Annotated in this window: 14 protein-coding genes and 1 pseudogene; 7 read left to right on the top strand and 8 right to left on the bottom strand. The window is 65.6% G+C overall.

All coding sequences use genetic code 11. The features are described 5' to 3' along the window. Positions 1–69 precede the first annotated feature (69 nt). The gene (locus tag H4W30_RS04385; RefSeq protein WP_192741605.1) at positions 70–381 is read left to right on the top strand and encodes an antibiotic biosynthesis monooxygenase family protein; all 312 of its coding nucleotides are present in this window, start codon (positions 70–72) and stop codon (positions 379–381) included. 81 nt (positions 382–462) lie between these two features. Beyond that, entirely contained in the window at positions 463–1,260 is a 798-nt protein-coding gene (locus H4W30_RS04390; RefSeq protein ID WP_192741606.1) for a DUF1684 domain-containing protein, read from the top strand. On the opposite strand, the gene H4W30_RS04395 is transcribed toward H4W30_RS04390, so the two are convergent. From H4W30_RS04395 to H4W30_RS04425, 7 genes are all read right to left on the bottom strand, one after another. Continuing rightward, the gene (locus H4W30_RS04395) at positions 1,242–2,237 is read right to left on the bottom strand and encodes a BtrH N-terminal domain-containing protein (protein WP_192741607.1); all 996 of its coding nucleotides are present in this window, start codon (positions 2,235–2,237) and stop codon (positions 1,242–1,244) included. The genes H4W30_RS04390 and H4W30_RS04395 overlap by 19 nt on opposite strands. Beyond that, positions 2,234–3,037 carry a MerR family transcriptional regulator gene (locus tag H4W30_RS04400; protein WP_192741608.1) on the bottom strand — a complete coding sequence of 268 codons (804 nt, stop codon included), beginning with the start codon at positions 3,035–3,037 and terminating at the stop codon, positions 2,234–2,236. Before H4W30_RS04400 ends, H4W30_RS04395 begins: the two co-directional genes overlap by 4 nt. 46 nt (positions 3,038–3,083) lie before the next feature. Continuing rightward, the gene (locus tag H4W30_RS04405) at positions 3,084–5,990 is read right to left on the bottom strand and encodes a discoidin domain-containing protein (RefSeq protein WP_192741609.1); all 2,907 of its coding nucleotides are present in this window, start codon (positions 5,988–5,990) and stop codon (positions 3,084–3,086) included. Between the two features lie 167 nt (positions 5,991–6,157). Continuing rightward, complete coding sequence (locus H4W30_RS04410) at positions 6,158–6,844, bottom strand: hypothetical protein (RefSeq protein WP_126734084.1); 687 nt, start codon at positions 6,842–6,844, stop codon at positions 6,158–6,160. A 36-nt stretch (positions 6,845–6,880) separates the two neighbouring features. Continuing rightward, positions 6,881–7,606 carry a HEAT repeat domain-containing protein gene (locus H4W30_RS04415; protein ID WP_192741610.1) on the bottom strand — a complete coding sequence of 242 codons (726 nt, stop codon included), beginning with the start codon at positions 7,604–7,606 and terminating at the stop codon, positions 6,881–6,883. 190 nt (positions 7,607–7,796) lie between these two features. Next, positions 7,797–8,282, bottom strand: a complete 486-nt coding sequence (locus H4W30_RS04420) for an AMIN-like domain-containing (lipo)protein (RefSeq protein ID WP_192741611.1) — start codon at positions 8,280–8,282, stop codon at positions 7,797–7,799. Positions 8,283–8,358: 76 nt separating this feature from the next. Continuing rightward, entirely contained in the window at positions 8,359–9,378 is a 1,020-nt protein-coding gene (locus tag H4W30_RS04425) for a DUF6734 family protein (protein ID WP_192741612.1), read from the bottom strand. 125 nt (positions 9,379–9,503) lie between these two features. On the opposite strand from H4W30_RS04425, the gene H4W30_RS04430 reads away from it, so the two are divergent. The 4 genes from H4W30_RS04430 to H4W30_RS04445 are packed head-to-tail and all read left to right on the top strand — an operon-like array spanning position 9,504 to position 11,116. Then, complete coding sequence (locus tag H4W30_RS04430) at positions 9,504–10,049, top strand: hypothetical protein (protein ID WP_225948764.1); 546 nt, start codon at positions 9,504–9,506, stop codon at positions 10,047–10,049. A gap of 12 nt (positions 10,050–10,061) precedes the next feature. After that, the gene (locus H4W30_RS04435; RefSeq protein ID WP_192741613.1) at positions 10,062–10,412 is read left to right on the top strand and encodes a hypothetical protein; all 351 of its coding nucleotides are present in this window, start codon (positions 10,062–10,064) and stop codon (positions 10,410–10,412) included. 28 nt (positions 10,413–10,440) lie between these two features. Beyond that, a complete protein-coding gene (locus H4W30_RS04440) occupies positions 10,441–10,719 on the top strand; it encodes a type II toxin-antitoxin system Phd/YefM family antitoxin (RefSeq protein ID WP_125682333.1) in 279 nt (92 codons plus the stop codon). A gap of 16 nt (positions 10,720–10,735) precedes the next feature. Next, a complete protein-coding gene (locus tag H4W30_RS04445; RefSeq protein WP_192742427.1) occupies positions 10,736–11,116 on the top strand; it encodes a type II toxin-antitoxin system VapC family toxin in 381 nt (126 codons plus the stop codon). A gap of 207 nt (positions 11,117–11,323) precedes the next feature. On the opposite strand, the pseudogene H4W30_RS04450 reads toward H4W30_RS04445, so the two are convergent. Further along, positions 11,324–11,515 (bottom strand): annotated as a pseudogene (locus tag H4W30_RS04450) (MBL fold metallo-hydrolase); the annotation flags it as partial. A gap of 169 nt (positions 11,516–11,684) precedes the next feature. On the opposite strand from H4W30_RS04450, the gene H4W30_RS04455 reads away from it, so the two are divergent. Then, on the top strand, positions 11,685–14,225 hold the full coding sequence (locus tag H4W30_RS04455; protein ID WP_192741614.1) for a tetratricopeptide repeat protein: 2,541 nt from the start codon (positions 11,685–11,687) through the stop codon (positions 14,223–14,225). Positions 14,226–14,284: the final 59 nt, after the last annotated feature.

Genomic DNA, 14,284 nt, shown 5'->3' on the forward strand with positions numbered 1-14,284 from the left:
TAGTCGGCTAAATGCGTACGAAGCAAGTGGTCGACCGAACGCGAAGGGTCGTCGCCTAGCATCGGCACCATGACGACAGGCACCAAGACGACAGTGGAACTGACCCGCTTCAAGGTCCCGGCCGACCAGGCGGACGAACTGCTCCAGGCCCGGCCCGCGATGCTCGCCGACTTCCGGGCCGACCGGGAAGGGTTCCTGGACGCCCAGCTGATCCGGGTCGACGACGAGACCTGGCTCGACGTCGTGTGGTGGCGCTCCTCGGAGGACTTCGCCGCGTCCCGGGAGAAGGGGGCGAACCTGCCGGGGATCAAGGCGTTCTTCGCTCCCATCACCGAGTTGATCTCCGCTGAGGAGGGCAGCACCGGGGATTTCCGGGCGTAGCCCACATACCGGGACAGGAAATATCATCACCGCCCGCCCGTTGACCTGGGGGAAGAGCGAGGCCACGGGAAGGGATCGGCGATGAGCACAAGCCTGGACACGTTCACGCACGACTGGCAGGACTGGAAGACCCAGCGCGAGCGCGATCTCGCCGATCCGCTCGGCTGGCTCGCCTTGGTTTCCCTTGACTGGCTCGAGGACAAGCCGCGCGCGTACGACGGGCTGCCCGGCCTGTGGTGGCAGGACGCCGAAGCGGCGTACCTCGACCCTCAGGACGCCGATCTCTCGCACGACGGTGAGCGGATCACCGGTGTCCGTCGCTTCGAGCTGGTCAACAGTGGCGCGACCACCAGGGTCGTCGCCGGTGAGATCGAGATCGAGGTGGCGCGCCGCGGCGGGTACCTGATCCGGACGCACGACCCGAAGGCGCCGGTGCTGAACGCTTTCCGCGGTGTCCCGGCGTACGAGCCCGACGCGGCCTGGGTGCTGTCCGGGACTTTCGAGCCCTTCGACGAGCCGCGGCCGACCACGGTCGGAGCGGTCGTCGAAGGGCTCAGCCATGTCTACGTCTCGCCGGGCATCGTGCGTTTCGAGCACGACGGAGCGGAGCACACGCTCACCGCGTTCAACGGCAAGAAGGACGGCCTGCTGATCCTGTTCACCGACGCCACGAGCGGCGTCACCACCTACGCGGCGAACCGGTCGCTCGCGGTGCCGCCTCCCGCGGAGGACGGGTCGGTCGTCCTCGATTTCACCCGCGCGACGAATCTGCCGTGCGCCTTCACCGATTTCGCCACGTGCCCATTGCCGCCGGCGGGCAACGATCTGCCGTTCGCGGTGGAAGCGGGGGAGAAGCTGCCCTACGAACGGCTGGGCTGAACAGTCGCGAGCGCCGTCATCGCCTCCTGTTCGAGCCGGGCCAGCTCGGACAGGAGGGCGGACGCGTCGTTCAGTTGCCCGACCTCGCCGGTTTCCCCAGCCCGCGTGAGCAATCCCGCGACCTCTGTCCATAGTGGAGCGATTTCGCGGTATTTCTCATACGCGGTGCGGAGACCGGCGTCGTCGACGAGGGCTGTGCATTCTCCGAGGAAGTCACGGTAGATCCGGCGGAAGAGCGCGCCGCCGGTCCCTGCCCGTTCCATCAGCATGGCGGCCTGCGGAAGGTCGCGCGCCGGATCACCGCTGCGCTCCAGCCATTTCCGCACCTGAACGGCGGCCTTGCCGATCCCGCGATAGCCAAGGTTCGCGATGGGCGGGTCGAGGAACTCGGCCGCGTTGGCCAGGACGGCCGCGCGGATGGCGTCGGCGAGCGGAACGAGAGGCGCGTCGACACCAATGGTGAACGAGCGGTTCTTCGCCGTCATCGGGCCCTTCTCCCCGCGGGCGCGTTCCAGACTCTCCAAGGATGTCGATACCGAGCCACCCTGCTGCGCCGTGTCAACGAGGAAAGCGCGCTCGTCGTCATAGCCGTACAAGGCGACGAAGTGTCCGCCGAAGTGGACTTTCGACGTGAAGTACTCCAGGTGGTACGAGTCGAGTTGCAGACCGACGGGCACACCGGCGTCGATCTCCTCGGCCACGTTCCGCCACGCCGTGCGCGCCGACGTCGTTTCCTTGACCCGCAAGGACAGTCCGAGCCGGTCGGTCAGCTTCCGTGTGATCTCGACAGGTTTGCTCCGCCCGCCGAGGAACGGGAACGGCAGGTTCTTCCCGTCCCAGTACACGAAGCCCAGACCTCCGCCGAGCCCGAACAGCATCGGCTCGGACAGCTCGACCCCGGCGTGCCGCAGGAGGACGTCGAGCGTGCTGGTCTCGCAGTGCTCCCCGCCCACGGCCGCGATTCCCTCGATGATCACGAGGTCACCGGCCAGGCGATTTCGGTGCGGTAGGCCTCGGGCGCGACGCCCGGTCCCGGTGCCACCAGGTAGAGCTCCTCAGCGGGCCCGGCGGGGACGCGGTCGCGTTCGGCGATCCAGCGGCCGAGTGATCGATAGGCGGTCTCGACGTCTTCGTAGTCACCCTCGTGGATCGTCGCCACGAGCAGGCCACCGGGAAGCTCGGCGGGGCCGATCTCCCCGTCTTCCCGCACCGGCCCGTCGACGGGGACGAACAGTTCGACGGTCAGCTCTTCGGGATCGTCGGTGAGGTATCGGGTCCCGGGCGGCCCGGACGGTGCCACCCCCTGCGCGCCGAGCGCCGCGAACAGCCGGGCGTACGCGGGACCGATCCGCTCCGCCAGGCCGCTCAGCGGGGTCCGGATCGACAGGCGCGCGATCGGTTGCGGCGCGCGCACACGCTCGTAGACGTGCAGCCACCGCGTCGGTTCGGCGAGCACGGAGTCGAGCCCGTCGGTGATCGCCGCGAGTTCCGCGGCCCGGGCCGCCACCCGGTCGTGATGTCGTTTGATCGCGGCCTTGACCTCGTCGGGGTCGCCCGCGTCCAGGATCCCGGCGATCTCCGCCAGCGGCACCTCCAGCTCCCGCAGCCGCCGGATCAGGCCCGCGCGGGCGAACTGTTCGAGCGAATACCGGCGGTACCCGGTGCCGGGGTCGATCCTGGCGGGCACCAGCAGCCCGATCCGGTCGTAGTTCCGCAACGCGCGGACCGACAGCCTCGTGGCGTGCGCGAACACGCCGATCGGCATCAAGGTCGTCATGGGACCAGCCTGAACCCTCTCCCGGGGAGAGGGTCAAGCCGGTACCTCACCCCAGTGACAGCCGATCGAGATCCGGGGCGGACGCGTGGTCGTTGTGCAGCTCGATCGTGTTCGCCCCCGCCTTCAGATCGACCGGCAAAGAGGTCGTGAGCTGGGTGTTGTTGCCGGCGCCGTCGACCTTCACCTCGATCGGCGTACCGCCGTTGACCGTGACGAAGTACGAGCGCGGCCCGTTGACGGTGAAATCGATATGGAGGGTGTAGCGCCTGGTCTCGGGCACGGTGACGTCGTCGAACCGCACGAACGAGCCCGGGTCGCCGCCGATGTTGCGGACCTTCTGCCCACCCGAGCACACGCCGCAGTTCGTGACGCCCGCGTCGCCGACGTCGTTCGCCGAGTCTTCGGCCTCCCGCATGAAGACCCGGTCCGCGGGACGTGGGCTCACCCGGACGGGTTTGCTCACCGATTGAGTCCGGCCGAGCAGGTCGAACGACGCGGTGACCGCGACATCGGCCGCGGTGACACCTTCGGGCGAGACCAGCGTCCACGAGGCTTCGAGCTCGTTCCCGACCCGCATCGACGCCGTCGTGGCCGGAGCTCCCTGCAACGTCCAGCCCGCCGGGGCCACGGGCGTCAGGCTGACCTGCTTGATCGTGTCGTCGGCGTCGAGCCGCAGCTTCGCGGTCACCCGAAGGGACTGTCGCCCTGGCGCGAGCCATTGGAGGCCGCCCGGTTCGACGGTCAGGGTCGTTTTCGGCGTGTAGGACGGCGGTGGCAGGGGAGCGGTCGCGATCCGGTCGAGGCCCGGCCCCGAAGTGGCGTTACTGAACACCTTGACCGTGTTGGCGCCGGCGTTCAGGTCGACGGGAATCGCCGTCGAAGCCACGACTCCGGGCGTTCCCGCGTCGATCGCGGTCTCGACAGGTGTGCCGCCGTTGACACTCACCGCTACCGACGTCGCGGGACCGCCCATGGTGTCGAGCTGAAGCCGGTGGCTTCCGGCTTCGGTGGCCGTCACATTCGGGTAGGTGACCGAGTGGCGCGGGCCGCCACCGAGCCCGGTGATTTGGAACGATCCGGAGCAGGACGAGCAATGGCCGAGCCTGGCGCGGCCGTCGTGGTCGTTGCGGAAGGACTCCGCCTCCAGCGGAACCTGAGCGCCCACCGCAGAACTCGGGTAGCCGTACGCCACCTTGATCTCGTCGATCGCCAACTGCTTGTAGAAGTGTTTCGCCTGCGGCCCGGACCAGGTGTTCAACACTTCGAGTTTGACGAATCGGGTCTGCCGCTCGCCGAAATCGATGAACTGCACACCGCGGGCGCTCGGCATCGCGCCGGTGCGGACCGGTTTGCCCCAGTTCCGCCCGTCGTCGCTGACGTAGACGCGGTAGTCCTTGATCCGCGCCGAGTCCTCCGGCCTGCCGAACGACTCGCGCGCGTGCGTCGGCGACATCTCACGTTGGTTCACCGCTAAGTAGGTGGCGGTCCGTCGCCTGCCGAGGTCCAGGGTCAGCGACACCGGCTGCTTGCCGTCGGCGTCCCAGTAGTTCTCGAAGTTCCCGTCGACCAGGTTCGACGCCGGATGCCCGGCGCGCGATGACGAAGCGGTCGCCTTGATGGTGCGGGAGTCGAGGAAGTGCCGTTGCCCGGCCGTTTCCACCTTGAACACCGTGTCGTAGGGGTCCCAGTCCTTGATGTCCACAATGGTCAGGTGGCCGCCGGATTGACTGAAGCGCAGCGGCTTGCCCGTGCGCAGGTCGGATACCGCGGTCACCTTGTATCCGTTGTCGCGTAAGCGGAGCAGGTCGGTGCGCGGCCGCGTGACCACGTGCAGGTACTGCGTTGCCGCGCCGGGCTCGACGGTGATGACGCCGTGCGCGCCGTCGTTCCAGAACCCGGGCTGCATCCCGCCGTACATGTACCCGCCGCCCTCTTTGCCTTGTAGGGAGGACTTGATCGGGGGCACCCAGCTCGCCATGAAGTTGTTGTACGCCTCCTGCCGCGGCGGGAACTTCCCGTTCACCATCGGGGTCTCGGCCATCAGCGATTTCATCGACGAACCCGCGTTGGCGATGTAGCGCCCGGTGGACAGCCGGAAGTCGACGGCCTGATCGGTGCCGTCGTACCACCAGGCACCGTTGGTCGGCAGCTTGTAGTCGGCCTCGGTGAGCCTCGGCATCGGGGTGAAGGCGGCCTGAGGATAGTCGTACGGTGGTGTGATGCCGGTCTTCTGTTCGTTGCTGACGGTGTCCATGATCGGGGTGTCCTCGTTGTTGTTGCTCAGCAACCAGGACGGCCGTTTCTCGCGGATCTGTTCGTAGAGCCGGTTCTTCTCCCAGTAGTCGTTGTCGTTGTCGATCCAGAACCCGGAGAGGCCGGCGTAGCGGTCCATGACCTCGTGGAAGAGGTCGTAGCTGTATTCACCGAAGCCCTGGCGGGTCGTCAGGTCGACCTGCTTGCCCTTGTAGGCGGAGTACGCGGCGGAATCCAGTGACTCGACACCGGTCTCCTTGTGCCACTGGGGATCGTCGGTCATGTAGAGGATCGTCCGGACGCCCTTGGCCTTGCCCGCTTCGACGAGTTCGCCGAGGAGGTCGCGGCGCGTGGAGCAGCTGCCCGGGATCGCCGACGGCCACGGACGCGCGTAGCCCAGCCTGCTGTGGAAGGTGGCGAGCACGATGTAGGAGGCGCCCAGCTTGCGGGCTTCGTCCACCCAGTAGTCCGCGCTCCAGCCGCCGTCGGTGACGGCGCGTTCCCAAGCCGCGCAATCGGTATGACGTGGCGCGGTGAACATGCCCCAATGGAGGAAGAGGCCGGCGGTGGCTTCGCGCAACCACTTTTGCCGGGGATGGTGCACCTCCGCGCTCGCGGCCGTCGTGGTGAGCAGGCTTGCAAGCAGGGCGAGCACTAGGGCGAGCCAGGCGGTGCGATGCGCTCGAACTCTCATGACCATCCGCTCTCATCCAAGGCGTGGGTTCCCGAGAGATCCGATGATTGCGGCAGGAATGTCGGTGGTCAAGCCCCGATGAGCGGGACACGGCTCAAGTCATCAGAGGTATTGCGCGATAGTGAAGTCAGGGCCCTCTCGTCTGCAGTACGAGAGGGCGCTGTCGGTCGTGCTCAGATGTTGAAGCCCGGGTGGGTCGCGAACGCGTTGTCGATCACGAGGTTCCCGCGCTGGCGGGCTCGTTCACGCAACGCCGACGTCGTACGGGCGCCCTGGGCGTAGAACCACCAAAGGTAGAGCGCGCCGTACATCCAGGCGCCCTCGTAGCCCCAGGTGGAGTCGGCGCCGCTCTTGCCCGCGCCGAAAACCGAACCCGCCGGGAAGTTCGCGTTGTGCGGTTTCCCGCCCTGGTGCCGGGATTCGTGGATCAGCGTCTCGGCGCGTCCGGGAACGTCCTTGGAGTACCAGAAACCGAGGTACAACTCGATCCGGTCGTCGACGAACGCACCGCTGAACGAACGCGCGATGGCGCTGCCGTCGCCGCAAAGCGAGCGGAGGTCGTCGCAGTTGTCGCGGACGTACCGGCGGGCCCAGTTCAGCATCGCCCCGGAATAGGCGTCGTTCTGGTAGTCCTGCGCCGAATAGGTCAGCAGGTAGCACGCGTTGAACGTCCGGGCGAGCGGCTTGTCGGTGTTGCACGCGTCTTCCCAGCCGAAGCCGTCGTCCCAGTAGTCCTTGTTGCCCGCGAAACCGTAGGTGTTCCAGAAATAGTCGATGTAGGTCTGATTGCAGATCGAGGCGCCGTAGAAATTGTCCCCGGTCACGTTCTTGTCGGGCACGGTGTAGCTGCAAGTGGCCATCGGAGATCACCTGTCTGTAGAAGGAATGGGTTCGGTTCAGGAGCGCGGGGGTTCCGGCGGCGGCACGTCGTCGGCCCGTGAGTCCTTCACGTGCCGGCCGCCGACGGCCTGGGGGACACCGCGGACGTCGACCCGCCGGATGTTCAGCAGGCGCTCGTCCTCGGTGCCGCTGAGCTCCTCGCGCACCTGGCCGGTGAGCTCGGTGTCCCCGATTTCGGCGATGGCCTGGACAGCCGCGCGCCGTATCGTGAACACCTCGTGCCGGACCTGGCGCAACAGCAGCTCCTTGGCCGCGCTGTCCCCGGCGGATGCCAAGCGCGCCAACGCTTCCACGGCGGTGGTGCGGATGATCACCTCTTCGCCGACGGTGCTGATCCCGTGGGCGGGGTCGTCGGAACGCTCCGGCGGGATCGGCTGGCGCAGCACGTTTTCCAGTACCGAAGCGGTTGCCGGGTGCCTCAGATCGGTGAGCAGCTGGACCAGGCCCCAACGCTCCAGGTACTGCTCCTCGGACAAGGCGTCGTACTGCGCTCCGAGCGCCGGGACGACGTCGTCCGCGCGCTCGCGAAGCCGGTCGAGGCTCCGCTGGTAATTGCGCTCGGCGTCCTCGCCGGACGCGGCCATGGTTTCGGTCGCCTGGGTGACCAGTTCGCCGATTTCACTGTCCGAAAAGCTTCCGAGGCCCGAACTGTCCGGGCCCGCTTCGAGATTGTCGCCACCCGGGCCCAAGGACGGGGTGTCGGGATTGCGTGGGGTCGGCATGAGGTTCTCCTTCGCAGCGGCGGTGATGCTGACGGAAGGAAGGAACGTGAACCCGGGCGGCAGATACCTGATTTTCCGAAAATTCGCCCGTTGGGGCAGAACGTGATTTTCACCGCGGGAATCCGAAAAGGATTTTGCTCACCGAAAATCGGACGATCGCCGAAAAGCCTTCACGGATTCCCGCTCGTGATCAATGACGAACGTCGATGACGACACGGTTCGGCGAGGTCAGGGTGAAGACGCTGATCGAGGTCCTCGATCGGACACCGAGACCGATGGACAGGGTGCCCTCGAAGTCGCCGGTGACCGCGACCGCCATGACGTTGCGCAGATTCCGGGTCCGGAACTTCTGCGGTCCGGGATAGGTCGGATTCCCGGCGTCGTCGTGTGCCGCGGCGGGCGACGCGGTGACCGCGACGAAGAATTCCCCGGTCAGCCAGACCATCTCACCGGAACCGTCGGCGATCAACTCGTCGACGAGGTCGTACCGGACGGCGGGAGCCGGACCGGCGGTCAGGTCGAGCACGACCCGGTCGAAGCCGGGGTTCTGGCCGGTGCGGATCCCGGTCATGGCGGGGATCTGTGGTGTCGCGGCGGACGCCGGGACGACCGCGGCGACGGTGCCGGTCAGCATCAGGACGGTGGCGGCGAGCGCGCGTCGTAGGGTGATGGTCATGGGATGACCTCCTGCCGGAGAGTTGTTTCCGGAGAGACGCCTCTGGGGCTGGGAGGTTGTATTCTTCGCGCGATCGTTACTGATCGCCGAATTCGCGTCTAACGATCTCGAAGTCGGCGGGGAAATGGTTTCTCACTCGCTTCGCTAGCCAGCGCATGTAGCGGAGATCGCTTTTCGCGGAAGCGATGAGATGGGTGAATCCCCGATCGTCTTCGCGATAGCTGTCGTCCTGTGAGGCGAAGACGCATTGGACGTCCGTGGTGCCGCCGCCCCAGCAGAGCGCGCCAAGGAGGTACTGCTCGACGACTAGGTTGTAGTCTTCGAGCGGTGCGAGCCGTTGCCAAGCCGTCCGATTTTCTGGCGACTCCACCATGCGGATGGCGAGATCGGCGTAGCGGCGGAGAAGTGGAACGGCTGTGCCGCCGACGATTCCGGTGCACAACGCGGCTTCCCCGGTGTAGTCGCTGAACTCCTTCGGCAGGAAGCCGCCCGTGCTCCGGATCGCCGCGGTGGCGGCCGCCGGGCGGTAGTAGCCCGCATCGGAAGCCGGTGCGTGCTCGGGATTCTGGGCGACGACCTCGCCGTCGAGCCCTTGCGCCGGGAATCCGGGCCAGAGGAACACGTCGTTGTCGATGTGCAGGAACGGCTCGCTCTGCTCGCGGTACGCGTGCAACTTCCCGAGCGCCCACCAAGACGGGTCCTGCCCGGTGAGTCCGTTGAGCGTCAGGGAAATGTCGTCGAAGGGCAGTCGCAGCCGTTCGACGAGCAGCTCTTGTCCCCAGTCGTCGGTCACCAACGCCGTCGTCGGGAAGAGACGGGACGCGAGCCGGAACGACAGGATCCAGGACAACGCGTGGAAGAAGTCACTCGGCCAATGTCTTCCGTGCCGGCGCCGGTACGGGACGCTCCAGAACGACCAGACCGCCCGGCGGATCGGCCGCGCGGCCCTCTCACCTGGACGGAGCACGCGGACCGGTGGGGGACGCCAGCCGGGCTCGCTGATCTCGCCGTATCCGCTGTGGCGGGGGATTCCGGGCGCGAGCAACCGGCCGCCGATGGCGACCGCGGTGCCGGGGTCGTATCCGTAGTACGGCATCGCGCTGTGGTTCGGGCCGGGGAGGTCGAACGTTACGCTCGTTTATGGTGTACTAGTACACCTTGGGCGCGACGACCGGTGAAAGCCTTCGCCGGTTCTGATCTTTCACGGTCAGGAGGAGTTTCTTGTCGTCACGAGTGGGGGCGCAGCCCGTGTTCCTGGAACGCCTGCTGCTGGACGTGGAAATGCGGCGAGGGCAGGTCCATCGCCGTCTGGCGGTGCGAACCGTCATCGCCTGCGAACACGGCGTCGACGGCTACCGGGACTCGGTCCCCGTCAAAGCGATCATCGGCTGCCGCGCCGAGACTTCGGTGCTGCGCTTCCCGAAGTCGTTGAGCAAAGGAGAACGGCATGAGTTCGTCTCCCTCGTCTGCGACGACGATCTGGACGGCGAGAGGCAGTGGATCAATGTCGACGTCGACCATCACGGGATCGCGCCTGGGGTCGTCGACGATGAGGGCAAGGTGGTCGGAGGGCTGAACGTCAGCATCACGTTCGACGACCGCGTTCCCGATGCCTGCTGGTGGTACGCGGAGCAGACCGAGTGCGAGCGCGTGGTCCGGCCACCTGCCGGCGATCGGCGCCTGCTCGAGATCCGGCGCGGCGTCGTCGAGCACACGTTCGCGGGGCCTTGCCGCCCACGGGAGCAGTACGGCATCGCTTTTCGCTGAGGGGGAGTGGACATGGCCGGTGACGTGGGCTTGGAGTCGCTGCTCGACTACGCGCGAGAGGACCGGGTCGGGCTCTCGGTCGTGGTCGCCGTGGCGGGAGCGAAGGCGGGCGAAGGTGCGACGTTCGCGGAGAAGACCGCGGTGCTGCTCTCGGTGGTGGGCGACTTGATGGACCGGGGCGCGGTGCCCGGCGACCTGGTGGGCGCGGATCGCGACTTCGTGGCTTGGCCGGGGTCGAAGGCCGCCGTTCTGTCGCGGCTGGCGTGCGAGGTCAAGGCGCTGGGGGAGGAGGTGGCGACGGGGGAGCTTTGCTGGATCCACGATCCGGCCGCCGGTTCCGCTCTCGGGCCAGATGTAGCTTGAGGTGCTACGTGTCGCTACACTCTCAGTCATGAAGGTGATCACCCAGCGCGAGTTTCGCAACAACTCCGCCGCCGTCATGGATGCGGTCGAGGCGGGGGAGACGTATCACGTCACCCGCAACGGCGTTGAGGTGGCAGAACTCCGGCCTCTTTCTCGTAGACGCCGTCTGAGTGCGGAGGAACTGGTTCAGCGGCACCGAGGGCTGCCTCGGGTCGAGGCGGCCCAGATGCGGCAGGAAGCCGACGAGTTCTTCGGCTCTGAGGACCGGGTGGACACCGACGATGTATGGGAGCGGCGCCGTGGCTGAGCGACCCGAGACGGGCGTGTTGGACACCTGCGCGTACATCGACCTCGGTCTCCTCGACCCCTCGGCGTTGCCGCGCTTGCCGGAGATCACCGCGATCACGATGGCTGAATTGCATCAAGGTGTGGCGATGGCCAAAGATCCGGCCGTACGCGCGGCACGCACCGAGAAACTCGGCGCCGCGATCGTGGACTTCGCCCCTTTGCCGTTCGACGGCGATGCGGCAGCCCGATACGGGACACTGGTGGCACTGGTTCTTGCCGCGAACCGCGACCCGCGCCCTCGGCGGATGGACCTGATGATCGCCGCCATCGCGTCTTCGCGAGAGTTGCCGCTCTACACCCGCAACGAAGACGATTTCAAAGGGTTGGACAGCATGGTCGAGGTCGTCGCTATCTGAGCAGCGCCAAGGGCTTCTTCATGGAAGCCCTCGGAAATGCGCCGAGTTCCACGACTTCGGGAATTCGGTGTGAGAAGTTGCTGGAATTACTTCCAGCGGCAGGTTATCCAGATTGTTCGCCGTGGTGCAGTCCGCACTTCCCCGGAGCGGGATGCCGAACGGGGCCACCTACTGGGTAGGCAGCCCCGTTCCGCAACAGCTTTCAGCTCACCAGCCGCGTTCGCGCCACTCCGCCAGGTGCGCCCGCTGCTCACCGAGAGTCGAGTCGTCCCCGTGTCCCGGGTAGAACCACGTCTCATCCGGCAGCTCGCCGAAGATCCGCGACTCGCCGTCGTCCACCAGCGACTTGAAATCCGAAGGCGACCCGGTCTTGCCGACACCGCCGGGGAAGGGTGGATCACATCAGCGGTTCACGCCGCGCATAGGCTGCTCAGTGTGCGGTTGCTGCCTTGCCCATCGATAGGGAAGGCCGAGTCGGCAGTGATGACGCGATCCTGTGTGGAACCGGTTGACGTGGTTCACTGGAACCTATCCAGACCTGTGGGTGCCATGCGGGATAATCAGCTGCATGGGTTCAGATGACACCGATCCTGCGCGGGCAACCAATGTCGCATCCAGCGAGGTAGCGGGGAGTTTGGTCCAGCTCGGCGCCGTCCGCGGGAATGTTTACATCGGTCAGTCCGCACTTACAGCCTTAACGTTGCCATACAGAACTGCGTCGATGCCGCAGCGTGCCGCGGGTTTCCAGCCTCGCGTCGTAATCGATGAACTTGAGCGTGTACTGGCGTACGGGGAGACAGCAGTCCTGACCTCGGGTGCGCTGGTTGGCACCGGTGTGGTGACTGGGCTGGGTGGTGTCGGTAAGACACAGGTGGCCCTCGACTACGCGGAACGTGCCTGGGCAAATGGGCGCTTGGATCTCCTGGTTTGGGTGAGCGCTTCGTCGCGAGAAGCGATCGTCTCCAGTTACCACAGGTTGATCGCCGGCTTGACTGGGTTCGCTGATCCTGACTCCGAGAATGGGGCGAGGCGTCTTCTCGAATGGCTCACCACCGCAACCAGCCGATGGCTGATTGTGCTTGACGACCTACAGCATCCCCAGGATCTAGCTCAGCTGTGGCCGCCGGCTACCCCTACCGGGCGTGTCGTGGTGACTACCCGTCGCCGCGACGCCGCCCTGCGCGGGCCTGGTCGCCATCAAATCGGTGTCGACGTTTTTACTGCTGAGGAAGCGCACAACTACCTCCGAGTCACTTTTGCCGCCCACCCACACCTGAGCGACGACCTTCCTGCGCTCGCACGCAGCCTGGGACACCTCCCGCTGGCGCTGGCCCAAGCCACCGCGTATATGCTCGATCGGCAGTTGACGTGCACCGCATACCTCGCCCGATGGAATGATCGCCGCAGGCAACTGGCCACCTTAATGGCCGAGCCCGGTGTGCTTCCCGACGAGCATCGCGCCTCGGTCACAACAACCTGGTCATTATCGATCGAACAGGCCAACCTCCTTGACCCCGCTGGTCTGGCTGGCCCATTGCTTGAGATGGCGAGCCTGCTGGACGCCAATGGTATTCCCGCCGAATTGTTCACCACCGAAGTGTTTACGGTGTATTTGACCAACATCGTCGGACGTGAAATCAATCCAGAACAGGCGCGTGACGGACTGGGATGCCTGAACCGGCTAAGCCTCATCACCTGGGACTCCGGCTCGCCTAACCAGGCTGTGCGTGTCCACGCGTTCGTGCAGCGCGCCACCCGCGACAATATCCCTCCTGATCGGATGGATTTGCTCTCTTGTGCTCTCAGCTATGCGCTTCTGGAGATGTGGCCAAGGGTCGAACGAGACACGACGCTCGGACAGGTACTCCGTGCCAACGCCGTCGCCTTGGCCGACACTAGTGGGTCGCACCTATGGCAGTGGGACGGCTATTGGGTGCTATTTCGGGTCGGGGAGAGTCTAGACGAGGCCGGTTTGGTTGTCGAAGCCGTTGATCATTATCGCTCGCTAGTAGACATGACGAATTGCTACCTTGGCCCTGAACATCCGGACAGCCTGGCCGCTCGGAGCAATCTCGCTTTCTCGCGCGGCAACACCGGCGACACAGCAGGTGCCATGGCGGCGTTTGAGGAGTTGCTCGCCGATCGACAGCGGGTGCTCGGCCCGGAACATCCGGATACTTTGGCTACCCGTAATAATGTCGTTTCACTGCTTGGTGAAATTGGCGACGCTGCGGGCGCTGTGGTGGCGTTTGAGGAGTTGCTCGCCGATCGACAGCGGGTGCTCGGCCCGGAACATCCGGATACTTTGGCTACCCGGAACAATCTCGCTTCCTGGCGCTGCAAGGCAGGCGACACTGCGGGGTCTTTCGCCGAGTTCGAAGCACTGCTCGCAGACCAGCGACGGGTGCTTGGTCCCGATCACCCGCACATCATGACGACTCGGGGCAACCTCGCTCTGTGCTGTGGCAAACCTAGCGACGGCGTGGTGTTTCAGCAGCTATTAGACGATCAGCAGCGGGTGCTCGGCCCTGACCACCGTGACACCTTGCTCACCCGCGACCACCTTGCTGCGTGGCGTGGCGAAGCCGGCGATGTCGCAGGTGCTGTCGCGGAATTCGAACAGCTGCTTGTTGATCGGCAGCGAATCCTCGGTCCCGATCACCCTGACACCTTGTTTACCAGAAACAATCTTGCTTCGTGGCTTGGCGCGGCCGGTGATGCCGCAGGTGCTGTCGCTGCGTTCGAAGGGGTTCTTGTTGATCGACTGCGGGTGCTGGGCCCGGATCACCCAGATACCTTTGATACTCGGAGCAAGCTGGCCTCGTGGCGTGGCGAGTTCGGCGATACAGCGGCTGCTGCGGTCGAATTCGAACTACTGCTTGCCGACCAACGTCGAGTGCTTGCCCCTAAACACCCCGACATCGTATCGACGCTGAACAATCTCGCCTTATGGCGGCGCATGGCTGGTGACGCTGCGGGCGCCGTTGCGGCGCTCAGCGAACTAATTGCCGACCAGGAACAAGCGCTCAACTCTGACCATCCGCATTTCTTGGCTACGCAAGGAAATATTATTTGGCATTTGCTTTTGTCGGACAGCAATGTTGATTGACACGCTTGCTGATGTCACCTGCAGGTCTGTTTGCATTGACTCGATAGAACCGTGTTCGC

The sequence above is a fragment of the Amycolatopsis roodepoortensis genome (assembly GCF_014873915.1).
Lineage (GTDB): Bacteria > Actinomycetota > Actinomycetes > Mycobacteriales > Pseudonocardiaceae > Amycolatopsis > Amycolatopsis roodepoortensis.

Bases quoted from the DNA above. Each gene is read 5' to 3' on its own strand.
- H4W30_RS04385 (WP_192741605.1), top strand. From the start codon at position 70: ATGACGACAGGCACCAAGACGACAGTGGAACTGACCCGCTTCAAGGTC.
- H4W30_RS04390 (WP_192741606.1), top strand. From the start codon at position 463: ATGAGCACAAGCCTGGACACGTTCACGCACGACTGGCAGGACTGGAAG.
- H4W30_RS04400 (WP_192741608.1), bottom strand. From the start codon at position 3,037: ATGACGACCTTGATGCCGATCGGCGTGTTCGCGCACGCCACGAGGCTG.
- H4W30_RS04405 (WP_192741609.1), bottom strand. From the start codon at position 5,990: ATGGTCATGAGAGTTCGAGCGCATCGCACCGCCTGGCTCGCCCTAGTG.
- H4W30_RS04410 (WP_126734084.1), bottom strand. From the start codon at position 6,844: ATGGCCACTTGCAGCTACACCGTGCCCGACAAGAACGTGACCGGGGAC.
- H4W30_RS04415 (WP_192741610.1), bottom strand. From the start codon at position 7,606: ATGCCGACCCCACGCAATCCCGACACCCCGTCCTTGGGCCCGGGTGGC.
- H4W30_RS04420 (WP_192741611.1), bottom strand. From the start codon at position 8,282: ATGACCATCACCCTACGACGCGCGCTCGCCGCCACCGTCCTGATGCTG.
- H4W30_RS04425 (WP_192741612.1), bottom strand. From the start codon at position 9,378: ATGCCGTACTACGGATACGACCCCGGCACCGCGGTCGCCATCGGCGGC.
- H4W30_RS04435 (WP_192741613.1), top strand. From the start codon at position 10,062: ATGGCCGGTGACGTGGGCTTGGAGTCGCTGCTCGACTACGCGCGAGAG.
- H4W30_RS04440 (WP_125682333.1), top strand. From the start codon at position 10,441: ATGAAGGTGATCACCCAGCGCGAGTTTCGCAACAACTCCGCCGCCGTC.
- H4W30_RS04455 (WP_192741614.1), top strand. From the start codon at position 11,685: ATGGGTTCAGATGACACCGATCCTGCGCGGGCAACCAATGTCGCATCC.